At 62.1% G+C, this 23,118-nt stretch carries 31 protein-coding genes and 1 tRNA gene; 11 read left to right on the top strand and 21 right to left on the bottom strand.

Annotated elements, in window-relative coordinates; genetic code table 11:
- Positions 1-45 precede the first annotated feature (45 nt).
- From X773_RS43230 to X773_RS43200, 8 genes are all read left to right on the top strand, one after another.
- Positions 46-270 carry a hypothetical protein gene (locus X773_RS43230; RefSeq protein WP_031211179.1) on the top strand — a complete coding sequence of 75 codons (225 nt, stop codon included), beginning with the start codon at positions 46-48 and terminating at the stop codon, positions 268-270.
- A 132-nt stretch (positions 271-402) separates the two neighbouring features.
- On the top strand, positions 403-726 hold the full coding sequence (locus tag X773_RS43225; RefSeq protein WP_023674522.1) for a hypothetical protein: 324 nt from the start codon (positions 403-405) through the stop codon (positions 724-726).
- A gap of 67 nt (positions 727-793) precedes the next feature.
- Positions 794-1,693, top strand: coding sequence for an ATP-dependent DNA ligase (locus X773_RS43220; protein WP_245274618.1), 900 nt, complete (start codon positions 794-796; stop codon positions 1,691-1,693).
- A gap of 41 nt (positions 1,694-1,734) precedes the next feature.
- Entirely contained in the window at positions 1,735-1,956 is a 222-nt protein-coding gene (locus X773_RS43215) for a DUF768 domain-containing protein (protein ID WP_023674520.1), read from the top strand.
- A gap of 89 nt (positions 1,957-2,045) precedes the next feature.
- Entirely contained in the window at positions 2,046-2,387 is a 342-nt protein-coding gene (locus X773_RS43210) for a hypothetical protein (protein WP_023674519.1), read from the top strand.
- Positions 2,388-2,543: 156 nt separating this feature from the next.
- Positions 2,544-2,620: transfer RNA gene (locus X773_RS43205), tRNA-Pro, on the top strand.
- A gap of 790 nt (positions 2,621-3,410) precedes the next feature.
- Positions 3,411-3,644 (top strand): hypothetical protein, encoded by a 234-nt coding sequence (locus X773_RS76180; protein WP_023674518.1) that lies wholly within the window; start codon positions 3,411-3,413, stop codon positions 3,642-3,644.
- 147 nt (positions 3,645-3,791) lie between these two features.
- Positions 3,792-3,986, top strand: a complete 195-nt coding sequence (locus X773_RS43200) for a hypothetical protein (RefSeq protein WP_023674517.1) — start codon at positions 3,792-3,794, stop codon at positions 3,984-3,986.
- A gap of 38 nt (positions 3,987-4,024) precedes the next feature.
- Here the strand turns inward: X773_RS43200 and X773_RS43195 are convergent, their stop codons facing one another.
- Both X773_RS43195 and X773_RS43190 read right to left on the bottom strand, forming a co-directional pair.
- Positions 4,025-4,483, bottom strand: a complete 459-nt coding sequence (locus tag X773_RS43195; RefSeq protein WP_023674516.1) for a YbaK/EbsC family protein — start codon at positions 4,481-4,483, stop codon at positions 4,025-4,027.
- Between the two features lie 120 nt (positions 4,484-4,603).
- Positions 4,604-4,882 (bottom strand): helix-turn-helix transcriptional regulator, encoded by a 279-nt coding sequence (locus X773_RS43190; RefSeq protein ID WP_023674515.1) that lies wholly within the window; start codon positions 4,880-4,882, stop codon positions 4,604-4,606.
- A 317-nt stretch (positions 4,883-5,199) separates the two neighbouring features.
- Here X773_RS43190 and X773_RS43185 point away from each other — a divergent pair, with 317 nt between their 5' ends.
- Positions 5,200-5,391, top strand: a complete 192-nt coding sequence (locus X773_RS43185; protein WP_023674514.1) for a hypothetical protein — start codon at positions 5,200-5,202, stop codon at positions 5,389-5,391.
- 126 nt (positions 5,392-5,517) lie between these two features.
- On the opposite strand, the gene X773_RS43180 is transcribed toward X773_RS43185, so the two are convergent.
- The 7 genes from X773_RS43180 to X773_RS43150 form a co-directional block, all read right to left on the bottom strand.
- Positions 5,518-5,859, bottom strand: a complete 342-nt coding sequence (locus tag X773_RS43180; RefSeq protein ID WP_023674512.1) for a hypothetical protein — start codon at positions 5,857-5,859, stop codon at positions 5,518-5,520.
- Positions 5,860-5,933: 74 nt separating this feature from the next.
- Positions 5,934-6,476: a MerR family transcriptional regulator gene (locus X773_RS43175; protein WP_023674511.1), complete on the bottom strand. Its 543-nt coding sequence runs from the start codon at positions 6,474-6,476 to the stop codon at positions 5,934-5,936.
- A gap of 245 nt (positions 6,477-6,721) precedes the next feature.
- Positions 6,722-7,045, bottom strand: coding sequence for an integration host factor subunit alpha (locus X773_RS43170; protein ID WP_023674510.1), 324 nt, complete (start codon positions 7,043-7,045; stop codon positions 6,722-6,724).
- Between the two features lie 103 nt (positions 7,046-7,148).
- Positions 7,149-8,120 (bottom strand): beta-ketoacyl-ACP synthase III, encoded by a 972-nt coding sequence (locus X773_RS43165; protein WP_023674509.1) that lies wholly within the window; start codon positions 8,118-8,120, stop codon positions 7,149-7,151.
- A 9-nt stretch (positions 8,121-8,129) separates the two neighbouring features.
- Entirely contained in the window at positions 8,130-9,200 is a 1,071-nt protein-coding gene (gene plsX / locus X773_RS43160) for a phosphate acyltransferase PlsX (RefSeq protein WP_023674508.1), read from the bottom strand.
- 123 nt (positions 9,201-9,323) lie between these two features.
- The gene (locus X773_RS43155; protein WP_023674507.1) at positions 9,324-9,872 is read right to left on the bottom strand and encodes a DUF177 domain-containing protein; all 549 of its coding nucleotides are present in this window, start codon (positions 9,870-9,872) and stop codon (positions 9,324-9,326) included.
- A gap of 40 nt (positions 9,873-9,912) precedes the next feature.
- Complete coding sequence (locus tag X773_RS43150; RefSeq protein ID WP_023674506.1) at positions 9,913-10,452, bottom strand: ubiquinol-cytochrome C chaperone family protein; 540 nt, start codon at positions 10,450-10,452, stop codon at positions 9,913-9,915.
- A gap of 114 nt (positions 10,453-10,566) precedes the next feature.
- Here X773_RS43150 and X773_RS43145 point away from each other — a divergent pair, with 114 nt between their 5' ends.
- Positions 10,567-11,100 (top strand): outer membrane protein assembly factor BamE, encoded by a 534-nt coding sequence (locus X773_RS43145; RefSeq protein WP_023674505.1) that lies wholly within the window; start codon positions 10,567-10,569, stop codon positions 11,098-11,100.
- Positions 11,101-11,224: 124 nt separating this feature from the next.
- Here X773_RS43145 and X773_RS43140 read toward each other — a convergent pair whose 3' ends face one another.
- Positions 11,225-13,366, bottom strand: a complete 2,142-nt coding sequence (locus X773_RS43140; RefSeq protein ID WP_023674504.1) for a sodium-translocating pyrophosphatase — start codon at positions 13,364-13,366, stop codon at positions 11,225-11,227.
- 254 nt (positions 13,367-13,620) lie between these two features.
- The gene (locus X773_RS43135; protein WP_023674503.1) at positions 13,621-14,121 is read right to left on the bottom strand and encodes a DUF2165 domain-containing protein; all 501 of its coding nucleotides are present in this window, start codon (positions 14,119-14,121) and stop codon (positions 13,621-13,623) included.
- 79 nt (positions 14,122-14,200) lie between these two features.
- On the opposite strand from X773_RS43135, the gene X773_RS77945 reads away from it, so the two are divergent.
- Positions 14,201-14,434, top strand: a complete 234-nt coding sequence (locus tag X773_RS77945) for a hypothetical protein (RefSeq protein ID WP_023674502.1) — start codon at positions 14,201-14,203, stop codon at positions 14,432-14,434.
- Between the two features lie 27 nt (positions 14,435-14,461).
- Here the strand turns inward: X773_RS77945 and X773_RS43130 are convergent, their stop codons facing one another.
- The 10 genes from X773_RS43130 to nrdR all read right to left on the bottom strand — a co-directional run bounded on the left by X773_RS43130 (position 14,462) and on the right by nrdR (position 23,059).
- Positions 14,462-15,211: an ABC transporter permease gene (locus tag X773_RS43130; protein WP_023674501.1), complete on the bottom strand. Its 750-nt coding sequence runs from the start codon at positions 15,209-15,211 to the stop codon at positions 14,462-14,464.
- A complete protein-coding gene (locus X773_RS43125) occupies positions 15,208-16,146 on the bottom strand; it encodes an ABC transporter ATP-binding protein (protein ID WP_023674500.1) in 939 nt (312 codons plus the stop codon). The genes X773_RS43130 and X773_RS43125 overlap by 4 nt, the downstream gene beginning before the upstream one ends.
- Positions 16,143-17,318, bottom strand: a complete 1,176-nt coding sequence (locus tag X773_RS43120; protein WP_031211170.1) for an ABC transporter permease — start codon at positions 17,316-17,318, stop codon at positions 16,143-16,145. Before X773_RS43120 ends, X773_RS43125 begins: the two co-directional genes overlap by 4 nt.
- A gap of 43 nt (positions 17,319-17,361) precedes the next feature.
- Positions 17,362-18,273 (bottom strand): ABC transporter substrate-binding protein, encoded by a 912-nt coding sequence (locus tag X773_RS43115; protein WP_023674498.1) that lies wholly within the window; start codon positions 18,271-18,273, stop codon positions 17,362-17,364.
- Positions 18,274-18,432: 159 nt separating this feature from the next.
- Positions 18,433-19,650 carry an MFS transporter gene (locus X773_RS43110; protein ID WP_023674497.1) on the bottom strand — a complete coding sequence of 406 codons (1,218 nt, stop codon included), beginning with the start codon at positions 19,648-19,650 and terminating at the stop codon, positions 18,433-18,435.
- Positions 19,647-20,147 (bottom strand): transcription antitermination factor NusB, encoded by a 501-nt coding sequence (gene nusB / locus X773_RS43105; protein ID WP_023674496.1) that lies wholly within the window; start codon positions 20,145-20,147, stop codon positions 19,647-19,649. The genes X773_RS43110 and nusB overlap by 4 nt, the downstream gene beginning before the upstream one ends.
- Positions 20,144-20,638, bottom strand: coding sequence for a 6,7-dimethyl-8-ribityllumazine synthase (ribH, locus tag X773_RS43100; RefSeq protein WP_023674495.1), 495 nt, complete (start codon positions 20,636-20,638; stop codon positions 20,144-20,146). Before ribH ends, nusB begins: the two co-directional genes overlap by 4 nt.
- A 130-nt stretch (positions 20,639-20,768) precedes the next feature.
- Positions 20,769-21,386: a riboflavin synthase gene (locus X773_RS43095; RefSeq protein ID WP_023674494.1), complete on the bottom strand. Its 618-nt coding sequence runs from the start codon at positions 21,384-21,386 to the stop codon at positions 20,769-20,771.
- Between the two features lie 30 nt (positions 21,387-21,416).
- Complete coding sequence (gene ribD / locus X773_RS43090; RefSeq protein ID WP_023674493.1) at positions 21,417-22,547, bottom strand: bifunctional diaminohydroxyphosphoribosylaminopyrimidine deaminase/5-amino-6-(5-phosphoribosylamino)uracil reductase RibD; 1,131 nt, start codon at positions 22,545-22,547, stop codon at positions 21,417-21,419.
- A 2-nt stretch (positions 22,548-22,549) separates the two neighbouring features.
- Positions 22,550-23,059, bottom strand: coding sequence for a transcriptional regulator NrdR (gene nrdR / locus X773_RS43085; protein WP_023674492.1), 510 nt, complete (start codon positions 23,057-23,059; stop codon positions 22,550-22,552).
- Between the last annotated feature and the right edge of the window lie 59 nt (positions 23,060-23,118).

The raw sequence follows: 23,118 nt of genomic DNA, 5'->3' as shown, positions 1-23,118 counted from the left end.
CGCGCCCGGCGGCTCCGGGCAACCCCCACTCATGGAGATGAAGAGATGGGCATTCGTGCAAAAATGCGACTGGAGAACGTGTTCGCTCAGGCTTGGGGCGGCGCGAAAGCGATCTTCCGATGCGAGTACGATCAGAAGGTCGCCGAGGATCTTTCGTTCCAGAAGGCGACACCGTCGGGTCATGCCGAGTTCCAGATCGACAACCCGAAGGCGGCTGAGCAACTTGTGATCGGCAAGAGCTACTACGTCGACTTCTCGCCGGTCGACTGACCTCCGATCTGGTCGCAAAAATCAACATAGCCCGCCGTGCCGAAAGGTGCGGCGGGCCTTTTTGCGTTTCGCCGCTGGGATTGACACCGTCGCTTGATCGTGAACGGAATGGGAACATCCAAGGGGTTTCTCATGCATCTCGCCATCCATATTTCCGGCATGCCTGCCGGGGACGAGGTCGACAGCTTCGTCATCCTGGCGCCGACCGGAGCTCGCTCCGCAGCGGCCTTGCGCGAGGTCGAGGTGTTCCTGAAAGGCTGCTTCCCGGAATATGACTTCCTTGCTAATGGCGAAAGCACGCCGTTCGAAGGGGACTATGAAGTCCTTCCCATTTGCGGCGTCAGTGACGAAGACGGCGAATCGCGCACGCTGCCCTACCCCGAGCAATCGTTGATGATGGGCATCGCCGCAGCTCTGAAGGGCTTCAGGCCGGGGCAACCGGCGGCGCTGAACTGATCGGCTTCCGCCGAATCACGTTCTGTTCACCCTGGCTAATATAACCTTTGTACCTACAATTCATTGGGTGCGTAAAATTGTAAGTACCGGCGGCGGCCGCCTCGAGTTCATTCCGCCGATGGAGCCCAAGCTGGTTTCAAAGCCACCCGAGGGTGAACACTGGATTCACGAGATCAAGCTCGATGGCTATCGCGCCCAGGTCGTCATCAACAGTCCCGACGATATCCGGGTCTTCACCAAATCCGGCGCCGATTGGACCAGCAAGTTCACTGGCATCGTTGAAGCGGCGCGCGAGCTCGACGTCGAAAACGCGATCTTCGAGGGCGAGGCGGTGGTCACGAACAAGGCCGGGCTGCCAGACTTCGACGCGCTGCAGAAGGCTGTCCACAGCGATCCCTACGCCATGATCCTCGGCGCCTTCGACATCATGCACCTCGACAGCCACGATTTGCGCGACATCGGCTGCAAGGCACGCAGGGAGCTTCTTTTCGGCATCATCAAGCCGAACAGTAGGATCCAGTTCAGTGAGGCCATACCAGGCGACCCCAAGGCGATATTCTACCTCGCCGACCAGGCGGGGCTCGAAGGGATCGTCTCGAAGCGCGCCGACAGCCCGTATCGGAGCGGCCCAACATCGAATTGGCTGAAGACGAAGAGCTTCACCATCGACGAATTCGAACTACTCGGCATCGAGCGCGAGCGTGGCAAGGCAGCATTCGCACTGCTGGCAGAGCCCGGCACCGGGAAATATGTCGGTTCAGCCTTCATCACCTTAGGCCGCGACATGAAGGACCGGCTATGGAAGCGCGTCAAGGAACGTGCAGGGCCGCCGCCGAAGGAGATGCGCAAGCGACCGGATACGGAGTGGGTGGAGCCCGGGCTGAAGCTGCGGGTAAAGCATCTTCGCGGCGACCACAGCCACATACGCCATGCGTCACTGCTGGGTTTTGGGGACGAGGATAGTTGAAGCTCCCAGGAACCTAACGCCTCGTCCCGCCTTATGGCCCTATGAGCACACGCGCGATCAACTTCCTCGACAAATGGATTGCAGAACACCTGCCGGATGCAATGACAGACGATCCAATCGCCATCAGCGACCTTGCCGACCAGGCGATGCAGGCCGCTCATAGGCAGGGCATCGGCGATGAGGAAATCTACCAGGAGGTCGGCAGCGTGTTCGAGGTAATCTTTGAAGCGATGGAGAACCGCGAAGGCGGCATAGCGGCCTAACGCGAATCGCGGGTTAGCCGTTCGACAGTTTCGATGATCGACCTGGCGCTGCACTGGCGATCGTCAAGGGCCGGCCCTATATCGGCGCCATGCTCCGCCTGCCCGAGATCACCTTCCCCCTGTCGATCGACACGATCGGCAAGGCCTTGGCCATGGGCGAGGAATTCGACATCCATTGCCTCAACACCGGCTGCCATCATTCGAGCCGGCTGAACCTGGTAGCGCTCGGCCAGCGCATCGGCTTTGACCATTCCTGCCTGGTCCAGGATATCGCGCCTTATTTCTTCTGTCCGAAATGCCGAGCGGCAGGCCGCCCCGACAAGAGAATCGGCCTGACCTGTCACACATTGACCCGCGAGCATTCGGAATGGCCGCGGGAGCGCCAAGAATGGCGCCAAAGGGTTGGCCGGGCGCGCGCGGATCCAGCCTGACTTATCCACAGAACGACTCGCGAACGCTCGTGGGACTTTTCGTGGGACTTTTCGTCTGGTTCCCCCGATATTCACCCGGCTTGATCGGGTTCTGTTCTAATGCGCCGTTTTCCCTCTTGCGCCGCAACCCCTGAGAATATAGGGCTTTCCGCGGTCCGGAGTGTAGCGCAGCCCGGTAGCGCACTTGACTGGGGGTCAAGGGGTCGTCGGTTCGAATCCGGCCACTCCGACCATTAAAATCCAAGGGCTTAGCCAGTTTTCCCCCAAAACTGGCTGTACAGACAATAGCCGCACTGCAGCCAGCGCAACATACGCAGGCGTGATCTCATCGAGGGAACCGATCACGCATCACTCGTGCGCGAGGCACGGAGGCTGGCGTCTAGCCAGAAGCCCACCGAGAAACCGCGCGGTAACGGCTAGGTAAGCTTTGCTGCGTACGCCAACCTTTATCGTGAGCCCGTATTCCAGCTTCAACAAGAAAAGGTCCCGCCGCACATGCCAGAACGGCGGGACTCGATCAGGCGCCTTGCATCAGGCAGGGGTGACTCGGGGGTTGGGCATGCCCGGTGCGCGCGGATCGTAGTGAACCCTAGGCGCATCAGCTGCAATGCGTCCACCAACCGTCGGTTGGAAAGAACTAATTCAATCCCGACGGCTGGCCTGGCCTGAACAGGCGCGCGCTCAAGGCTCAGTTTCTTCCCGGGGAGGAGCTTTTTGGTCAGGACAATCAGGATAGGGCAATTCTTCACACGGAGAGGGCCTGTCGCCAACGCTGCCATAATGTTCCGCGAGTTTTGCGAAACCGTAGGCGAAGGCGAAAAGAAGCGCGAGGACAACCGCTATTCGGACGGCCATACCGTATTGTAGCAGGATCCTCCCATTGGAGCGCGCGGCGTTTTGGTACGTTTGAATGTTGAGTTCGAAAAAGGTTGGCTGTAGTTGAATTGCCGTCGTCCGCAGTTGTAAGGGCGAGCGGACGCTTCGAAGATGCCACGCGCTTTCGCCCTGTCCGGGAGAGATGCAATGTCGCTTCAAGGGGTTGCCTGTCCTGCCGATCTGACCATGTTGACCAAGGCACTCGATGCCCGATGCCGTGAACTAGGCCTCGCTGATGGAGATCCAGGCAGAGAACTGCTCGGCCGCAGGGTGATGGATTTATTTGAAAGTGGTCAGCTCAGCGCCGAAGATTTGAGACTGGCTCTGAGCGGCGAGATCTTTAACGCCAAAAATCGTCCGGCCGGAGCCAGTGGGCTTTGATACGGCAAGCGGCTATCCGCGCAACCATTTGAATTACTGGCCCAGCGTCGGCTTCCGTGTGCGCAGGAGCGCGTGTGAACAAATGTGATTTTGCGGTCGGTGCCAGACGGGCTAACTTTACCCATCGAACGAAAGAGGAGAATGATCATGAAGACATTCCTCGCAATAGCCGCGGCACTGACCATGTCCATATCAGCTGCCTCTGCGGATTGCCCCGCGCATTCCAAGGTCCAGGCATCGGTCGACACGCAGACGAAGACAGCAAGCGTCGAGAAGGCCGATATGTCGACTGTCACGGACGCTCAGACGATCAAAAAAGAAGAGCCACAGAAGACCGAGTAGCGGTAACGCTCAGCGGATCCCACGACCCGGATAAATGGCTACTGGCACACATCCACCCACTCGGCGTCGACGAGTTCGGCCAGGCGTTGCGGGCTGAGCCGTACGGCGGCATTCGTCGCGCCTGCCGCCGGGACGACCTCGTCAAAGGCGCGCAGCGAGATGTCGCAGTAGACCGGGAGCGGCGCCGGTAGGCCGAACGGGCACACCCCACCGACGGGATGATCGGTCGCGGCGAGCACCTGCTCGGCGTCCAGCATTCGCGCCTTGCCACCAAACCGGTCCTTGAATTTGCGATTGTCCAGCCTGGAGATCCCGCTGGCCACGATCAGCATCGTCTGATTGCCGGCGCGCAAGCAGATCGTCTTGGCAATCTGCGCCGGCGCTACGCCATGCGCTTCGGCGGCCAAAGGCACCGTCGCCGAGCTTGCCTCCGTGACGATGACATCAATGTCGGGCGCGTGTGCGGCGAAAAAGGCGCGAACGGATTCGAGGCTCATCTCCGGCAATTTCCGTCTGGCGTCGCCGTGGCGGCCGGCAAGTCCACTACGTGGCCGTAAAAAACGAAGCCCGCCAGGGCGACCCATGGCGAGCTCGTGGAATAAAAGCATGACACGTCGCTACGACACGGATCGCCTTTTGGCAGGCAACACGGCTTCGTCAAACAGAGCGCTTTCCGGAAGTTGAAGCGCGGAGGCAATACGCCGACGTTTCGAGGGATCGGCATCCTTGCCGCTTTCAATGTCGGCAATCTCATAGGCTGCCAGCCCGCACGCCAGGGACAGCTCTTCGATGCTGTATCCACGGGCTTCCCGGGCGGTTCGGACGGCACTGCGTTCAGGCGTAACCGCGCTCGCCGCCAGTTCGGAGTAAGGTTCGCGTTTTGCTATTTGGGGCATTGGCAACTCCGTGGGATGAAAGAGTTAGATCAAATCATGTTGTTGCCTGAGACGATCGGGAGAATGCCCGCTCGCCGGTGATTTGCCAAGCATCAAAGATAGCGTCACGGCATCGTGAACCGACGCCGGAATGAATGGCGGATGCCGGCGCGCCGACATCTGGCCGGTTCGTCAGCAGACACAGTTCGGAAACAAAATTCTACAGGCCGGAAAAACTGCCGAAAAACTCCAAGGCGATAGTCCCAACCGCAGCGCTCGAGTCACCGACCTGAATCAGTGACGCTCAAATTCCGCCTGCGCAAAAAGGAAACGATGTCATGAAGAAGCCTCTTCTCTCCGCCCTTGGACTTGCAATCGCACTTGCCCTCTCGATGCCGATCATCGGCGCAAGCAGCGCGAATGCAACGACGATGCACACCACCGTCAAGAAGCATCACCGCCATCACTACCATCACCGCGTCCACCACTACCGCCACCATCACAAGAAGGTTGTCGCGAAGAAGTACTGAAAACACCCTCGGGCGAACAACCCGCAATCAGGCGTTCTGGTGCTTGATCAAGGGCGGCGCGCTTGCCGGGCTTTCCGTGTCGGCGAAAAATGGCGGCGGTCCGCTGACCACCGCCATTTGCTTATCTCAACGTGCCGATCTTGAACGCGCTCGCGGTGCTTGTTGCTGCCGGCCGCCGAGGAACAGACTGGCGACGAGCCCGACCAGAACCAGCCCGACAGCGGCCGCCGTCGCCGGGTGATCTCGGGCGGTCTTCTCGATCGCCCGGCCTTGCCTTCTGATTGCCGGCAAGGCATCGCCGAGGCGCTCAGTGATATCCGAATAATAATCCGACGCGGTATCGCGCCCGTCTTCGTAAAAGGCGCCGCCCCGCTTTAACACGGCTTTCTTCAAGGTGGCCAGTTCCCTGGTCAGGGCCGCGACCTGTTTGTCCAGATCGGTGTCGGAGATGCTCGAAAGCGATGCCATGACGTGCTTCCTTCATCTGTAGAAGGAAGCCTAACGCATGACCCTGAAGACCGTTCCGGTCAGCCCGGCGGGCTCTAGCGAACCTGATCGAGCAGGCGCTTGCATTCCAGGAGGTCGAACAGCGCCTCCTGCAGCAATGCGCGATTGTCACGGGAAAGTTTTGACGTGTCCGGCGGAACCGGACCTTCCTCGTCGGTCTTGCCTATACCGAAAAAACGACGGCTGGGTTTCACCCTCGGCTGGCCAACCAGCATTTCGTCGTCCGGGCCGCGCGGCTGCGCCGCTTGCGTCAGCGGTACCGTGTCGGCCTGTCGGCGCTGCGAGATCGCCTCGACCGCCGCCATGTCGCCACTGCCGACGGCGATCAGAAACTGGTTGCCGTTCTCGCGCAACAGCTTCTGCACGCCCTTGATCGTATAGCCCTGGTCGTAGAGCATATGACGAATACCCTTGATCAGTTCTACGTCCTGCGGACGGTAGTAACGGCGGCCGCCGCCGCGCTTCATCGGCTTGATCTGGTTGAAACGCGTCTCCCAGAAGCGCAGCACGTGCTGCGGCAAATCCAGATCCTCCGCGACCTCGCTGATGGTGCGGAAAGCATCAGGGCTCTTGTCCATGGGCGAATCCTCACGCTAGAGCATGATCGCGAAAGGCGGGAACCGGGTTCGGGCGACATCACGCTTAACAAGGAGAGCAGCTTTCCGTCCCGCCGGAACGGATCACACCCAAATACCGATCCGGCGTACCGAATCGCATCTTATTTCAGCGGTTTATGAAACAATATTCAAGCCCGGCGCAAAAGCAGGGTTCGCTTTTCAACCGAAGCCTGGAGCATGATTCTTGGCAAAGGGGGATTGGGCGGCTACTTGCTGCCCTTGACTTTGCTGTTTTGATGGGAGCGCAGGATACGGTTCTTCAGCACGTTCGACGACTTGAAGGTCATCACCCGGCGCGGCAGGATCGGCACTTCCTCGCCGGTCTTGGGATTGCGCCCGATGCGCTCGTTTTTGGAGCGCACGTGGAAGGTCGCGAAGGACGACAGCTTCACCGTCTCGCCGCGAACGATCGCCTCGCAGATCTCATTCAGCACCGCCTCGACAAGCTCAGCCGATTCAGTACGCGACAGCCCAACCTTGCGGTAAACGGCTTCGGCGAGGTCGGCGCGCGTAAGTGTCTTTCCCCCCATACGAACCGTCCCATCAGCTCAAAAACATAAATCATACAAGCAACGGCAGAACCTAAGTAATTGATCCGTCAAGGTCAAGGACCCGAACCCGATAGTTCGGCACTTACCAGCGGAGCAGGACGGCACCCCAGGTGAAGCCGCCGCCCATCGCCTCGAGCAGTACCAGGTCACCCTTTTTGATGCGACCGTCGGCGACGGCTGCGGACAGTGCCAGCGGCACGGAAGCCGCCGAGGTATTACCGTGCAAATCGACGGTCACCACCACCTTCCGCTCCTCTATCCCGAGCTTTTTGGCCGAAGCGTCAATAATTCGTTTATTGGCTTGATGCGGCACGAACCAGTCGAGATCGGCGGCGCCGATGCCGGCCTGTGCGAACGTCGCCTCGATGACGTCGGTGATCATGCCGACCGCATGCTTGAACACTTCGCGGCCTTCCATCCTGAGGTGCCCGACGGTTCCGGTGGTCGACGGCCCACCGTCGACGAAAAGCTTGTCCTTGTGGATGCCGTCGGAGCGCAGGCTGGCCGCCAGAACGCCTCGGTCGGCGATGCCGCCTGCCCCCGTGCCTGCTTCCAGCACCATCGCGCCGGCGCCGTCGCCGAACAAAACGCAGGTCGAGCGGTCGTTCCAGTCGAGGATACGCGAAAATGTTTCCGAGCCGATCACCAGTACCCGTCTGGCCAAGCCGCCGCGGATATAGAGGTCGGCGGTCGTCACTGCATAGACGAAGCCGGAGCAGACCGCCTGCAGGTCGAAGGCAAAACCGTGGTGCATGCCGAGCCGGTTCTGGATCTCGACCGCGGTCGCGGGAAAGGTGTTGTTGGGCGTCGAGGTCGCCAGCACGATCAGGTCGATGTCGTCAGCCGTCAAGCCGGCGCTGTCGAGGGCTGCGCGCGCTGCCGCCTCGCCCAGCGAGGCCGTCGTCTCGTCGTCGGCCGCAATGTGGCGCTGGCGAATGCCGGTGCGCTGGACGATCCACTCGTCCGACGTCTCGACCATGCCTTCGAAATCGGCATTCTTCATAATGCGGCGGGGCAGCGCGGCGCCCGTGCCGCGCACGACTGATCTGATCAATGCTCTTTCCTATTCCTTTGCGTCGATGACGACGTCGGATTTCCGGATTGTCTGGGCATTCGGATTGCGGGCATGGAACAGGTCGAGATCGGCTTCGATGCGGTCAAGCAGATTGTTGCGCACCATGTCGTAGCCAAGCTCGATCGCCGCCGCGAAGCCATCCGAATCAGCCCCGCCATGGCTTTTCACCACGATGCCGTTCAATCCAAGGAAGACGCCGCCATTGGAGCGGCCGACATCCATCTTCTCGCGCAGGCGATCGAAGGCGGTCTTGGCGAAGATATAGCCGATCCTGGCCATCAGCGTCCGGTTCATCGCCGCGCGCAGATAGCCGGCGATCTGCCTGACGGTGCCTTCCGCCGTCTTCAGCGCGATGTTGCCGGCAAATCCTTCGGTAACGACGACGTCGACACTGCCCTTGCCGATGTCGTCACCCTCGACAAAGCCATGGTAGTTCATCGAGGCCATGTTGGCCTCGCGCAACATACGACCCGCCTCCTTGACCTCTTCCTGGCCCTTGATCTCCTCGACGCCGACATTGAGCAGGCCGACGCTCGGCCGTTCGATGCCGAAAACCGAGCGCGCCATGCCGGTGCCCAGAATGGCAAAATCAACCAGTTGATGCGCATCCGCGCCAATGGTGGCGCCGACGTCCAGCACCACGCTCTCGCCGCGCAATGTCGGCCAGAGCGCCGCGATTGCCGGGCGATCGATGGTCGCCATGGTGCGAAGGCAGAATCTGGACATTGCCATCAGCGCGCCGGTATTGCCGGCCGAGATGCAGGCGTCGGCAGTGCCTGCCTTGACCGCCTCGACGGCCTTCCACATCGATGACTTCCAGCGGCCATGGCGCAGCGCCTGGCTCGGCTTGTCGTCCATCCGAACTGCGATCTCGCAGTGGATGAACTCGCTCGCTTCCGCCAGCTTGGGGAATTTGGCGAGTTCGGGCCGTACCACTTCTTCGCGCCCATAAATGACGAAGCGTATATCCGGACGGCGGGTGGCGACAGTCATGAGCGCCGGGATGACCACGCTTGGCCCGTGATCGCCGCCCATGGCATCGATGGAAATCCTGATCACGCGGTGTTCATCTCACGGTTGCTTGGCCAGCGGGCTTGCCAAGGTGCGGGGCTCGCGAAGGTTCGGCGAAAATAACGGTTTTGGGCTGCCGCACAACCAACTTTTCTCAAATTGGGTCAGCTATCAGGATTTTCCCAACAGTGATCTGAGCTTTTGCTGGAATTCATTCTCCACAGGCTCGGCATCGCCGGCGGCCTCCAGCGATACACCCGGCTTGCGCGGATATGGATCGATCGCCAAGCCAAAGAACTGCTCGGCAAGCGCCCCGACGTCGATCGCATCGCCGGAAAAGGTTTCCGGGCTGTCCGGTCCTTCGGCGTCGAGCAGGATCTCACCGCCCCCGTCGAAACCTTGCCGCCCGAGCTTGGATTGCTCCGGCAGGAACAGCGCTTCGACCGGCTCATCGATATGCGCCTCGACCGGGTCGAGGGTGACGATGCATGCCTGCGTTATATCGGCCTCGACATGGCCGCTGACTTTCACGCCGTTGCGCTTCCAGGGCTCGACCAGGAGTTCGGCGCGATAGTTCTCGACCGAAAGCAGCTCGTGCTCGACGGCCAGCAGGGCGCGCTGCCCAGCGTCGGCATCGATCACCACCGGCAGCCCCTTTTGCGGCAGCCGGGCGACACTTGCCAGGAATGACACCGGGCTGTGGGTATCAGGGTGTTTCATCTTCGCCTCCACTTCGCCACCTTCATCGGCCTGCCGTCGCTCAAGCGTTGGCCACGGGAAATGCCACCGTTCCGGAAACGATCGATTCGGTCGGCTGTTCCGCGAGTTGCCTTGATGCATCGGCGGCATAGAGTGCCAGTTGCGACGCTTGCGGCCAGGCGCCGGCATCCGGCCTGACATTGCGGGCAAGGGCGGCGGCGAGTGCATCATGGTCATTTCGTTGCAGCGCATCATCATAGGCGGCGGTACGGCCATAGAACATCTTCGCCAGTTTCCGCATTCGCTTCGGCACGCCGACGTCGCCAATGCCCAATTCACGCAACGAATGTTCGACATCCATGAAGAACTCATCGATCAGCACCTGCGCAACCTCTGCCGCAGCACCGCCCTCGCCGCGCAACCGGTGCTGGAACAGGAACATGTGCAACGACAGCATCTCGAAGCGGCCGAGCGGCGTGTCCGGGACGTTCCAGGCGGAATAAAACACCGTTTGCCGCGCCGCCGCCACGATTTGTGCGTAAAGCGCCTCGGTGATGGCGCGGTTGGCATGTCGTTCGCGGCCAAAGAGGCGCTGGAACATTTGAGGGTGGTCTCCCGGGACCGTTTGTTGAAGTGGCCTTGTTGCATCGGCAAGCAAGCTGGTTTACCGGTTTTGCGGCCCAGCGCAAGTTGCGGCCAGCTTATGGAGTTGTAGTTGCGCGCGCTGAAATTCAAGTCGACTTTCCTGCCCAGGCCCGGCGGTGCGGTTTCGCTGCTGGTGATCGCTGCGGCGCTTTCCGCCTGCAATTCGTCCAAGATGATCGGCGATCTCAATCCGAGCGAGACGCTGACGCAAGGCTACGTCATCGACCAGCAGGCGATCGACCTGGTGCCGGTCGGCTCAAGCCGCGAACAGGTGCTGCTGGCGCTCGGCACTCCCTCGACGAAGGCGACCTTCGATAACGAGGCCTTTTATTACATTTCTCAGACGCGCAAGCGCTATGTCGCCTTCGACAAGCCGCGGCTGGTCGACCAACATGTGCTGGCGGTCTATTTTGGCGATGACGGGCGCGTCACCCAGATCGCCAATTACGGCTTGAAGGACGGCAAGGTGTTCGACTTCATCTCGCGCACCACGCCGACCGGCGGCAAGGACCAGAACTTCCTCAGCCAGATCATCAGTGGCGCCAGCAAGCTGGCGCCTGGTGTTCCCGGCGCCAGCGGCGGCAGCACGCTCGGCGGCACCTGATCCACCCGAGGGTGTCGGCTTCCTTCCGTTCCTTTCGCTTCCCTGTAAGCGGCATATCTCAGGCAATGAAAAACCCGCGGGAGCGATCCCGCGGGTTTTTGTCTTAAGGCCATAGCGACCGAGCTTAGCCGTGCGCGAGAACGGCCAGCAACAGCAGCGCGACGATGTTGGTGATCTTGATCGCCGGGTTGACCGCTGGGCCGGCAGTATCCTTGTAGGGATCGCCGACCGTGTCGCCGGTCACCGAAGCCTTGTGCGCTTCGGAGCCCTTGAGGTGCTTGAGGCCGTCCTTGTCGACGAAACCGTCTTCGAACGACTTCTTGGCGTTGTCCCAGGCGCCGCCGCCGGAGGTCATCGAGATGGCAACGAACAGGCCGTTGACGATGACGCCGAGCAGCGAGGCGCCGAGCGCGGCAAAGGCGGATGCCTTCGAACCGGAGATCAGGAGGACGCCGAAATAAACCACCAGCGGCGCCAGCACCGGCAGCAATGATGGAACGATCATCTCCCGGATCGCTGCCTTGGTCAGAAGGTCGACGGCGCGCGCATAGTTCGGCTTCGAGGTGCCGGCCATGATGCCCGGATCCTCGCGGAACTGCTTGCGCACCTCCTGGACGATAGCACCCGCGGCGCGGCCGACGGCGGTCATGGCGATGCCGCCGAACAGATACGGGATCAGGCCACCGAAGATCAGGCCGGCGACGACGTAAGGATTGGAGAGGTCGAAGGAGACGTCGCCCATGCCCTGGAAGTACGGGTATTTGTCGCCATTGGCGGCAAAGAACTTCAGGTCGTTAGAGTAGGCCGCGAACAGCACCAGCGCGCCGAGGCCGGCCGAGCCGATGGCGTAGCCCTTGGTTACCGCCTTGGTGGTGTTGCCGACAGCGTCAAGCGCGTCGGTTGACTGGCGCACTTCCTTGGGCAGGCCGGCCATTTCGGCAATGCCGCCGGCATTGTCGGTGACCGGGCCGAAGGCATCGAGCGCGACGATCATGCCGGCGAGGCCAAGCATCGTCGTCACCGCGATCGCCGTGCCATAGAGACCGGCGAGCTGGTATGTCGAGATGATGCCGCCGACGATGACGATCGCCGGCAACGCCGTCGCTTCCAGCGAGACCGCGAGGCCCTGGATGACGTTGGTGCCGTGACCGGTGACCGAGGCCTGGGCGATGGAGTTCACCGGACGCTTGCTGGTGCCGGTATAGTATTCGGTGATCACCACGATGAGGCCGGTCACCACAAGGCCGACCAGGCCGCAGATGAACAGGTTCGTGCCGGTGATGGCCATGCCGGCGACAGTACCGATCTCACCCCAGCCGATGCATGCCGAAGTGGCGACGGCAAGGCCGACAATCGACAGCAAGCCGGTGACGATAAGGCCCTTGTAGAGCGCGCCCATGATCGAGCCGCTGGAACCGAGCTTGACGAAGAAGGTGCCGACGATCGAGGTGAGGATGCAGGCGCCGCAGATGGCCAGCGGATAGAGCATGGCCGCGCCGAGCACGGCGGTGCCACCGAAGAAGATGGCGGCGAGGACCATGGTGGCGACCACGGTCACCGCATAGGTCTCGAACAGGTCGGCGGCCATGCCGGCGCAATCGCCGACATTGTCGCCGACATTGTCGGCGATGGTGGCCGGATTGCGTGGATCGTCTTCGGGAATGCCGGCTTCAACCTTGCCGACGAGATCGCCGCCGACGTCGGCGCCCTTGGTGAAGATGCCGCCGCCGAGACGGGCGAAGATCGAGATCAGCGAGGCGCCGAAGCCGAGCGAAACAAGCGAGTCGATGACGACGCGATCGTCGGGCTGCAGACCCATGAACTGGGTCAGGATCAGGTAGTAGATCGAGACGCCGAGCAGGGCCAGGCCAGCAACCAGCATGCCAGTGATGGCGCCCGACTTGAAGGCGATCTCGAGGCCGGCAGCGAGGCTGTTGGAAGCCGCCTGCGCGGTGCGCACATTGGCGCGCACCGAGACGTGCATACCGATGAAGCCAGCGGCGCCCGATAGAACGGCGCCGATCAGGAAGCCGATGGCGGCGGTGATCGAAAGCAGCCACCAGGCGAGCAGCAGGACCACGACGCCGACGATGGCGATAGTGGTGTACTGGCGCGCCAGATAGGCCTGCGCGCCTTCGCGGATGGCCGCGGAAATTTCCTGCATGCGTGCATTGCCCTGATCGGCCGCGAGGACCGAACGTGTCGCCCAGATGGCGTAAAGGACTGAAAGCAGACCGCAGGCGATGACAGCTGAAAGTATGGTCATTGCCGAATTTTCCTCGATTGGTGGCCCAAAAGAACCCCTCCCCGGGCCGTTGAGACAGGGACGAATTTTCCGCAACCGGAATCCGTCCCTTCGCAGCGGCTTATGCGAAACAGGGCTCGGAACGTCAAGATATTGTTCCGTTCCTGTCCGGCTTTCGCCCAAAAGATCCCGGGTTTCGTCCAAAAGGCTGGACGGCAGTGTGCGCCTGTCGACACTGCCATCCGGTTAGATCGGTTGAAATCGGCGAACGGCGGTCAGGCTTTACGCGGGTCGCCGTCCGGCTGGACGACGAAGACCAGCACCACCAGCATGGTCATGTAGAATTTGAACGCCGCCTCCTGACCATTCCAAATCGAAGACTGCCACATGGCGAACCACTCGCCGCCAACGACCATGAAGCCGAAATACCAAACAAGGAAACCCATGGTGGCGGCTATGATGACGAACTTCTTGGCATCGTTGAATGCCTCTCCGCTGGCTTTGCGCGCCTGCCAGAGTTGCCAGGCGGCGATTAGGTAAAGCAGGCAGGTCAGCGCCTCGCCAATGATGATCAGCCAGTAGCCAGCCGTCCACAGCGACGGGTTGGTGATCGAGCGGTACATCAGTGCATTGCCGGGAAAGGTCGTGTCCATGCTCAGCACATGCTGGACAAAGGCGAAGTTTGAGCCGTAATCGGTGATGTTGCCGAAGGCGACGAGGAAGGCGAAAGCCGCCAGACACAAACACATGACGATCTTGGAGAAACGCGCGGTCATGGCAAGAACTCCTGCTGAAAGATCGGGGCATCGCACTCATCAATCGCCGAGTCCCGAAGATCGCGCAACGGGTGGGCCAGTGATCATCGTGCTCACAGCCATTGCGAGACATTATGCCGGCAAGCAAGACATTGCCGAGACTGTCGAAGCCCTCGATCTCGACAGTGATTGCGCGGTGGGCGACTTGGTCTCTGTGGTTAGAGCCGACACACAGCACGATTTCGCCATCATCCGCCGCCGCTGGATCACCGGCGAGACGGGCACAACGCTGGAACTGACGCTCGATCATCCGACGCGGTCGACCGGCCACTGAAAAAAGAGCGAACTTCGCCCCGAGACGCTACTCGGGCTCGCGTCCCATGCGCCAGGCGGTATAGCGCTCGACCGCCGACAGCCCGTCATAGATCAGCACGGCAAGGGCGGCGACGATCAGGCCACCCTGCAGGATGAAGGCGAGGTTGTTCGACAGCAGGCCTGCGATGATCACCTCGCCCAGTGTCCTCGCCGCTACCGTCGAGCCGATGGTCGCGGTGGCGAGGCTGATCACCACCGACAGCCGGATACCGCCGAGAATGATCGGCGCGCTGAGCGGCAGCTCGACCTTGACCAGTCTTTGCCAGCCGGTCATGCCGACGCCACGCGCCGCATCGACGACGTTGGCCGGCAGCGTCGTCAGGCCGGTCAGCGCATTCTCGAAGATCGGCAGCAGCCCGTAGAGAAACAGCGCAATCAGCGTCGGCTTTTCGCCGAAGCCGACGGCCGGCACGGCAAGCGCCAGCACCGCCACCGGCGGAAAGGTTTGGCCGATATTGACCAGGCTGCGCGACAGCGGCAGGAATTCGGCGCCGGCTGGCCTGGTGACCAGAATGGCGAGCGCGACCGCAACAATCGTCGCGGCAACCGTCGCGATCAGCACGGTCCGCAGATGCAGCAGCGTCAACGTCAAAAGGCTGCCCTGATTGTAGATTACCGGCGCGTTGTTCTCTGTCAGCGGCTTCAGCAGCGGTTCGAACCAGCCGGGATTGGTGACGAAGGCAATAAGCACTACCACCAAGGCCAGCCTGAGCAGCGACGGAAGCCAGGCTTTCATGCCGGCCTCGCCGCGCGCTTAACCAGCCCGTCCACAGTGACGCGGCCAAGCGATTTGCCGTCAGAATCTTTCACCGGAAGTGCCGGGCGGCCCGACCACAGGAGTTCGGCCAACGCGTCGCGTTGGCTGGCGTCACCGGGGATCGCCTCGCCTTCGGCCGTGCCTTTTTCCACCGCGTCGCGCACCCGGCCAAGCGACAACAGCCGGAACGGTTTTTCGCTGGCGCCAACCAGGGTCTCGACAAACGCGCTGGCCGGTTTCGCCAGTATCTCGGCCGGCGCGGCATATTGCACTACTTTGCCGCCATCCATCACCGCGATCTTGTCGCCCATGTGAACGGCCTCTTCCATGTCATGGGTGACTAGGATGATGGTGGTGCCGAAGCGTTTCTGGATCGCCAGCAGATCCTCCTGCGCCTTGTTGCGGATGATCGGATCGAGCGCACCGAACGGCTCATCCATCAACAGCACGTTGGGTTCCGCGGCAAGCGCCCGGGCGACGCCGACGCGCTGCTGCTGACCGCCGGAAAGCTCATGCGGATAGCGTGGCCCGTAGGCTTGCGGGTCGAGCTGGTATAGCGTCATCAGCTCGTCGACGCGGGCCTTGATGCGGTTGGCGCCCCAGCCGAGCAATACCGGCACAGTGGCGATGTTCTGCGCCACCGTGCGATGCGGAAACAGGCCGTGGCCCTGGATGGCATAGCCGATGCTGCGACGCAGCTCATAATCCGGGACCGAGCGGTTATCGACGCCGTCGAGCTTGATCACGCCCGATGTCGGCTCGACCAGCCGGTTGATCATGCGAAGCAGCGTCGTCTTGCCGGAGCCGGAGGTGCCGACGATGACGGCGATGCTGCGCGGCTCGATTACTATCGACACGTCGTCGACGACTGTCGTCTCGCCGTAGCGCTTGGTGATGCCTTCGATCTCGATCATGCCGTTTCAACCCTGCGCTTGCTGGCGCTCATTTCGATCACTGCATCGAGGATGATGGCAGCGGCGAAGGCCAGCACCACCGTGGGAACAGCACCGAGCAGCACCAGGTCCATCGCCGTCTGGCCGACCCCCTGGAATACGAACACGCCAAAGCCGCCGCCGCCGATCAACGCGGCAATCGTGGCGAGGCCGATATTCTGCACCAGCACGATGCGGATGCCGGTGAGGATCACCGGGAAAGCCAGCGGAAACTCGACGCCGAACAGCCGCTGGCGGTCGGTCATGCCCATGCCGCGCGCTGCGTCGTTGGCGGCACGCGGCACACCGGCGAGGCCGACCACGGTGTTGGCCACTACCGGCAGCAGTGAATAGAGGAACAAAGCGACGAAAGCCGGCGCCGTGCCGATGCCGCGAATGCCGAGCGCGGCAGCTCCCGGCACATGCGAAGCGACCCAGCCGAGCGGTGCAATCAAGAGGCCGAACAGCGCAATCGAAGGAATGGTCTGGATGATGTTCAGCACGTTGAGCACACCGGCCCGCAATTTCTCGACGCGGTGGCAGAGGATGCCGAGCGGCAGGCCGATAATCACCGCTGCCGCCAGCGAACCCAGCGCCAGCGTCACGTGCTTGGAGCCTTCCGCCCAAAAACTATCGGCGCGATTGAAATATTCCTTGAGGATCGACAGGCTATTCCAGCTTCCCGAGACGAGCAGCAGCCCGATCGCCGCTGCGGCGGCAACAAGCACGCCGATCCGTGCCTGAGGCGACAGGTTCAGCCTAGTAAGCACGTCGGCGAGCAGAAGCGTGAAGGCGAAGATAAGCAGCCAAAAGCCCGAAGCCGGCGAGATACGGGCGAAGGTGTTGCCGGCAGGTGTCAGGAAACTGCCGGCGACGCCGATCAGCAGCGCCAGCGCTGCAAGCGCAACCACACTGGCGGCGAGGCGCAGAACAAGCGGCGTTTTCAGCAGCGCAATGAGCGCCGCTGCGACGACAATCGCCATCAACAGCGGACCGACCATCGCAGGCAAAGATTCGAGGATCGAGCGCGCCTCGCCGGGTACGATGCGATTGGCGCGGAACGTGGCGAATGGTGCCGCAAAAGCCGCATAGGCTGATATCGCCGCGATGACCACGCCGAGCTTGTCGAACCGGATGCGCACGCCCTCCCCCATCGGCCGATCCGGCGCACCTCGAAAGCGGCGCGCCGGAATCGCCTTACTTGAGGAAGCCGTTCTTTTTCAAAAAGTCCTCGGCGACGCCCTTGACCGGTTCGCCGCCGACCTGCACGCGGCCGTTCAACTCCTGCAGCGTGACAAGGTCGAGCTTGGCGAAGACCGGCTTCAGCAGCGTCTCGATTTCGGGATGCTCCTTCAGCACCGCCCCGCGGATGATCGGCGCCGGCTGGTAGACCGGCTGCACACCCTTGTCGTCCTCAAGCACGATGAGGCCGGAGGGCGCGATGCCGCCGTCGGTGCCATAGACCATGGCGGCGTTGGCGCCGTTAGTCTGGTTGGCTGCGGCGGCAATGGTGGCCGCCGTGTCGCCGCCGGACAGCGTGATCAACTGGTCCGGCTTTAGCGTGAAGCCATAGGTCTTCTGGAAAGCGGGCAGCGCGGCCGCCGAATTGACGAACTCGGCGGAGGCCGCCAGCACCACCTTGCCGCCGCCCGAGACATATTTGCCGAAGTCGGAAAGAGTGACGAGCTTATTGGTATCGGCGACCTCCTTGCGCAGGGCGATCGCCCAGGTGTTGTTGGCCGGTGACGGTGACAGCCAGACGATCTTGTTGGAGTCGTAGTCGAGCTTCTTGGCAGTCTCGTAGGCCTTGGCGGCGTCTTTCCACACCGGATCGTCGGCCTTCTCGAAGAAGAAGGCGGCGTTGCCGGTGTATTCCGGATAGATGTCTATCTCGCCGGCTGTAATCGCCTTGCGCACCACAGGTGTGCCGCCGAGTTGGATGCGGTCGGTGGTCTGGATATTATTGGCGTTCAGCACCAGTTGGATGATATTGCCGAGCACACCGCCCTCGGTGTCGATCTTCGACGACACCACCACCTGGGCACTCGCCGAGGCCAACGCAATTCCGAGCGCTAGTACAGCGCCGGCCAGAACCTTGATTGAAAACATCTCACAAATCCCTTGCTGTGAACCGGAATACGGCTGCCGCATATGAGCATGGCTTCGATGCCCCGTCGGGGTACACGGTTTCATAAGAGGGGGGATGGGCGCAATAATTTTGTTCAGATGTGAGTGAATCCGCTGCCGCGACGTCCCGACAGCGTGACGTCAGTTGGCCGCACGCAAGCCCGTCATCTTCAACACGCCCAGTGCCACGAAGCACAGCGCGACGACCGGGAAAATCATCCAGTTCAACATCTCCCAGCCCCAGGCATTGTAGACCGCCCCCGACATCAGCGAGGCGAAGGCGACGGAGCCGAACAGGACGAAATCGTGAAACCCCTGGACCTTGCCTTTTTCGGATGACTGGTAGCTGTCGGCCACCATGGCGGTGGCACCGATGAAGCTGAAGTTCCAGCCAAGGCCGAGCAGGATCAGCGCCGTCCAGAACTGCCACAGTGCCAACCCTGACAGCGCCACTATGGCGCAGCCAATCAGCAGCACCAGGCCGATGGCCAGGATCCGCTCAGCGCCGAAGCGATAGATCAGCGACCCCGTGAAGAAGCTCGGCGCGAACATCGCCATCACATGCCAGGAAATGCCTAGCGTGGCGTCGTCGGTCGAAAGGCCGCAGCCGACCATGGCCAGCGGCGCGCCCGTCATGACGAAGCTCATCAGCGCGTAGCTGCCGACGGCGCAAAACAGCGCTGCGACGAAGCGCGGCCTGGTGACGATTTCCGAGAGCGGCCGGGCGTCGCTGTCGGCGATTTCCACCTTGTCGGTTGCCTTGGCCGGGATGCGCAACAAAGAGAGAATGGCGGCGCCGACCGCCGCCAGCACCAGGATGGACGCAAACGAGCCGGCAAACTTCACCGGCGAGAACAGGTCGCCGGTGAAGATGACGATCTGCGGTCCAAGGATGGCGGTGACGATGCCGCCGGCCAGCACAAAGGAGATGGCGCGCGCCTTGAATTCAGGCGGCGCATTGTCGGCGGCGGCAAACCGGAACTGCTGGACGAAGGCGCCCCCGATGCCGATCACGGCCAAGCCGAAAGCGAATAGCCAGAAGCTGGCATGAAACAGCGCCAGCGTGGCGACCAGCCCGCCAAGCGCCGTGACCGCTGTGCCGGTCATGAAGCCGTCGCGCTGGCCGAGCCGGCGGATGATCGCCGCGGCCGGCAAGGAACCGAGCGCCACGCCGACATTGAAACCGGTGATCGGCGCGGTTGCCAGCGACTTGTCAGCATCGAGCAGGTACTGCCCCACCAATCCGCCCATGGAAATGGCGATGGGTGCGGCCGAGCCGATGATCGCCTGCGAGGCTGCGAGGATGAAGGCGGTGCGACGCGCTTCCTTGCCCGCCCCAACAGCGACGATAGCAGTCATGAGGCGTCCTTGCCGCGGCCCTCGCCACGCACCCGGCGCGACACGCGATCAAGCACCGCATTGACCAGTTTCGGCTCGTCTTCCTCGTAAAATGCCTTGGCGATGTCGACATATTCGGAGACGATAACCGCCACCGGCACGTCCTCGCGCTGCATCAGCTCGTAGACGCCGGCGCGCAATATGGCGCGCAATGTGGAATCGAGCCTCGACAGAGGCCAGTCCTCGGTCAGCGCCTGTCGGATGACTGGATCGATGGTCTTCTGGTGCTCGACAACGCCGGCAAGAATGGCGCGAAACCATTGCGCATCGGCTTCGCGATAGAGCGCGCCATCGACCTCCTTGCCGAGCCTGAACGCCTCGTACTCGGCGGTGATCTCGAAGACGCCGCTGCCGGCGACATCCATCTGGTAGAGCGCCTGCACGGCGGCCAGACGGGCAGCACCGCGCTTGTTGGCGTGGCGCACCGTGGGCTGGCCGGGCGAAGCGGGTTCGCTCACGAGGGCGCTCCCAGCTGTTCCTTTAGAGCGATCATGGTCAGCGCCGCACGCGCCGCAAAGCCGCCCTTGTCGCCTTCCGAACGCCTGGCGCGTGTCCAGGCCTGTTCGTCGTTTTCGGTGGTCAGGATGCCGTTGCCGATGCAGACCGCATCCTGCACGGACAGGTCCATCAGGGCACGGCTGGATTCATTGGCGACGATATCGAAATGATAGGTGTCGCCGCGGACCACCGTGCCGAGGGCGACGAAGCCGTCATAGTTCGTCCCGCCTTCGGAGGCACCGTCGAGCGCGAAGGAAATCACCGCCGGGATTTCGAGCGAGCCCGGAACGGTGACGACATCGTATGTCGCGCCCGCTTCCTCGAGGGCCTTTGTCGCGCCTTCGAGCAACGCGTCGGCAAGGTCGTCGTGAAAGCGCGCCTCGATGACAAGAAGGTGGGCCTTCTTCTTCGGGCGGATGAACGCTTTGCCGTGTTGGGATGTGCCTGCCATAGATGTCTCCGGGGATCGCCGGTGACTTAGGCCGAAGCCGGTTTGATCGCAAGCGGAAGATTGCCGAAGGAACTTTCAAGGCCAACTCGGCGGCGGTCGCACCAGGGAATGGGCTTTATGGACGAGCGCCTCAAAGCCCCTCTTTAGCCGCCTCCACCAGTCGCGCCGCATAGCGGGCCATGGTGTCGATCTCGAGATTGACGCGATCGCCGACCTGGCGTTCGCCCCAGGTGGTGACCGTCAGTGAGTGGTGGATCAACAGCACGTCGAAGCGGCTGCCTTCGACCTTGTTGACGGTCAGCGAAGTGCCGTCGAGTGCGACGGAGCCCTTGGGCGCGATGAATTTGGCCAGCTCTCGCGGTGCATCCAGGGTGAAGCGAACGGCGTCGCCTTCCTCCTTGCGCCCCACGATCTCGGCCATGCCGTCTACATGGCCTGAAACGATATGGCCGCCAAGCTCGTCGCCGATCTTCAGCGCCCGCTCCAGGTTGATGCGCGTGCCGGATTTCCAGCCCATCGCGGTCGTCAGCCTGAGTGCTTCTTCCCAGGCCTCGACCTCGAACCAGCGTGCGTTGGCGCCGTCTTCCGGCAATCCCGTCACCGTCAGGCAGACGCCGCCACAGGAAATCGAGGCACCGATGGCAATGGTCTGCGGATCGTAAGCGGTGTCGATACGCAAACCGACGCCTTCCCTGAGCTGCTTTACGGCAGCGACGGTGCCGACATCGGTGACGATTCCAGTGAACATTAGTTTGGCCCCGTGAACATCAGGTCGGTCCTAGATGTCTCTTATCCATTCCGCATATGTATCTTCGCCGAAACGCATGTTGCGCAATTTGCGAAATCCCGGCGGCATATTGTTGGCATCGATCGGCGATACAATGCCGCCCTCGCCGATCGCGTCCGGCCCCTGAAACAGCACGATACGATCGACCAGTTGTTCGTCGAGGAACGCCTTGGCCACCCTCGCGCCGCCCTCGACCAGGACGCTTGCCATGCCGAGCGCCGCCAGATCCTCGAGCAGTTCCGGCAGCGCAATATCGCCTTCATAGGTCTCAGTACCGATGAAGCGAACGCCGGCACGTTCGAGCGCGGCGCGCCGGTGCGGATCGGCCTCGGCGCAGGCAGCGACATAGAGCGGCACACGATCGACGCCGGCGACCAGTTTCGAAGTCTCGGGTAGCCTGATCTGACGGTCGAGTACGATGCGCGCCGGCGAACGGCTCTCCAGTCCCGGAAGCCGAACCGTAAGCGCCGGATCGTCCTCCAGTGCGGTGCCGATGCCGATCAATATGCCATCGGCTTCGGCGCGCATCAGATAGACTTCGCGTCGGGCGATATCGCCGGTGATGGAGACCTGTCCCTCGCCTTTCACGCCGATCTTGTTGTCGCTCGAAAGCGCAAGTTTCAGGATCACTTCCGGGCGTTTTTTCAGAGATCGAATTAAATAGCCGGCCATCTGCTCCGCGGCCTCGGCCGCCAACACTTTTTCCACCACTTCGACGCCGGCGGCACGCAAGATTGCATAGCCCTTGCCGGAAACACGCGGGTCCGGATCGCTGGCAGCGCCGACCACACGCGCCACGCCGGCACTGACCAGCGCATTGGCGCAAGGCGGCGTGCGGCCGTGATGGGCGCAGGGCTCCAGCGTTACATAGGCGGTGGCGCCGCGCGCCAGTTCGCCGGCCTCTGCCAAAGCCTCGGTCTCGGCATGCGGCCGGCCGCCGACGGCGGTGACGCCGCTGCCGACGATCATCGGCCCGTCGCCGTCATCGCGCACGATCAGCGTGCCGACGGAAGGGTTGGTCGAGGTCCGCCCGGCATTCTTGCGCGACAGCCTGAGGGCTGCCGCCATATAGCGGCGATCGAGGACCTCTTGCTCAGCCGTGCTGCGTTCGGACCCTGCCATGCTCAGCTGGCGTCCTCTTCGCTCTTCAGCTCTTCGCCCCTGGGCTCGTCGGTTTTGAGCTCGTCGCCTTTGAGTTCGCCCAACACGTCGTGGAAATCCTTGGCCTCGCGGAAATTGCGGTAGACGGAGGCAAAGCGCACATAGGCGACATCATCGAGCGACTTAAGTGCTTCCATGACCAGCCGGCCGACTTCCCCCGAGGCCACCTCGGTCTCGCCCGAGCTTTCGAGCTGGCGCACGATGCCGGTCACCGCCCGATCGATACGTTCCGGGTCGACATTGCGCTTGCGTACCGCGATCTCGACAGAGCGCAGCAACTTGTCGCGGTCGAACGGCACCTTGCGTCCAGACTTCTTCACCACGACGAGATCGCGCAGTTGTACCCGCTCGAAAGTGGTGAAGCGGCCGCCGCAATCCGGGCAGACGCGCCGCCTGCGGATCGCCGCGCCGTCTTCGGCGGGGCGAGAATCCTTCACCTGCGTATCTTCGGACTGGCAATAAGGGCAGCGCATGGAGAGCCTTCGGTTCGCGATTCTCGTGGAGCGAAAGGCTTAGAGGTTTTTGCCGCCGT

This window comes from Mesorhizobium sp. LSJC280B00 (assembly GCF_000502835.1).
In the GTDB taxonomy this organism is placed as follows: Bacteria; Pseudomonadota; Alphaproteobacteria; order Rhizobiales; family Rhizobiaceae; genus Mesorhizobium.
This window is presented reverse-complemented; position numbering and strand designations above follow the sequence as displayed.

Bases quoted from the DNA above. Each gene is read 5' to 3' on its own strand.
- X773_RS43230 (WP_031211179.1), top strand. From the start codon at position 46: ATGGGCATTCGTGCAAAAATGCGACTGGAGAACGTGTTCGCTCAGGCT.
- X773_RS43225 (WP_023674522.1), top strand. From the start codon at position 403: ATGCATCTCGCCATCCATATTTCCGGCATGCCTGCCGGGGACGAGGTC.
- X773_RS43215 (WP_023674520.1), top strand. From the start codon at position 1,735: ATGAGCACACGCGCGATCAACTTCCTCGACAAATGGATTGCAGAACAC.
- X773_RS43210 (WP_023674519.1), top strand. From the start codon at position 2,046: ATGCTCCGCCTGCCCGAGATCACCTTCCCCCTGTCGATCGACACGATC.
- X773_RS76180 (WP_023674518.1), top strand. From the start codon at position 3,411: ATGTCGCTTCAAGGGGTTGCCTGTCCTGCCGATCTGACCATGTTGACC.
- X773_RS43200 (WP_023674517.1), top strand. From the start codon at position 3,792: ATGAAGACATTCCTCGCAATAGCCGCGGCACTGACCATGTCCATATCA.
- X773_RS43195 (WP_023674516.1), bottom strand. From the start codon at position 4,483: ATGAGCCTCGAATCCGTTCGCGCCTTTTTCGCCGCACACGCGCCCGAC.
- X773_RS43190 (WP_023674515.1), bottom strand. From the start codon at position 4,882: ATGCCCCAAATAGCAAAACGCGAACCTTACTCCGAACTGGCGGCGAGC.
- X773_RS43185 (WP_023674514.1), top strand. From the start codon at position 5,200: ATGAAGAAGCCTCTTCTCTCCGCCCTTGGACTTGCAATCGCACTTGCC.
- X773_RS43180 (WP_023674512.1), bottom strand. From the start codon at position 5,859: ATGGCATCGCTTTCGAGCATCTCCGACACCGATCTGGACAAACAGGTC.
- X773_RS43175 (WP_023674511.1), bottom strand. From the start codon at position 6,476: ATGGACAAGAGCCCTGATGCTTTCCGCACCATCAGCGAGGTCGCGGAG.
- X773_RS43170 (WP_023674510.1), bottom strand. From the start codon at position 7,045: ATGGGGGGAAAGACACTTACGCGCGCCGACCTCGCCGAAGCCGTTTAC.
- X773_RS43155 (WP_023674507.1), bottom strand. From the start codon at position 9,872: ATGAAACACCCTGATACCCACAGCCCGGTGTCATTCCTGGCAAGTGTC.
- X773_RS43150 (WP_023674506.1), bottom strand. From the start codon at position 10,452: ATGTTCCAGCGCCTCTTTGGCCGCGAACGACATGCCAACCGCGCCATC.
- X773_RS43140 (WP_023674504.1), bottom strand. From the start codon at position 13,366: ATGACCATACTTTCAGCTGTCATCGCCTGCGGTCTGCTTTCAGTCCTT.
- X773_RS43135 (WP_023674503.1), bottom strand. From the start codon at position 14,121: ATGACCGCGCGTTTCTCCAAGATCGTCATGTGTTTGTGTCTGGCGGCT.
- X773_RS43130 (WP_023674501.1), bottom strand. From the start codon at position 15,211: ATGAAAGCCTGGCTTCCGTCGCTGCTCAGGCTGGCCTTGGTGGTAGTG.
- X773_RS43125 (WP_023674500.1), bottom strand. From the start codon at position 16,146: ATGATCGAGATCGAAGGCATCACCAAGCGCTACGGCGAGACGACAGTC.
- X773_RS43120 (WP_031211170.1), bottom strand. From the start codon at position 17,318: ATGGGGGAGGGCGTGCGCATCCGGTTCGACAAGCTCGGCGTGGTCATC.
- X773_RS43115 (WP_023674498.1), bottom strand. From the start codon at position 18,273: ATGTTTTCAATCAAGGTTCTGGCCGGCGCTGTACTAGCGCTCGGAATT.
- X773_RS43110 (WP_023674497.1), bottom strand. From the start codon at position 19,650: ATGACTGCTATCGTCGCTGTTGGGGCGGGCAAGGAAGCGCGTCGCACC.
- ribH (WP_023674495.1), bottom strand. From the start codon at position 20,638: ATGGCAGGCACATCCCAACACGGCAAAGCGTTCATCCGCCCGAAGAAG.
- X773_RS43095 (WP_023674494.1), bottom strand. From the start codon at position 21,386: ATGTTCACTGGAATCGTCACCGATGTCGGCACCGTCGCTGCCGTAAAG.
- ribD (WP_023674493.1), bottom strand. From the start codon at position 22,547: ATGGCAGGGTCCGAACGCAGCACGGCTGAGCAAGAGGTCCTCGATCGC.
- nrdR (WP_023674492.1), bottom strand. From the start codon at position 23,059: ATGCGCTGCCCTTATTGCCAGTCCGAAGATACGCAGGTGAAGGATTCT.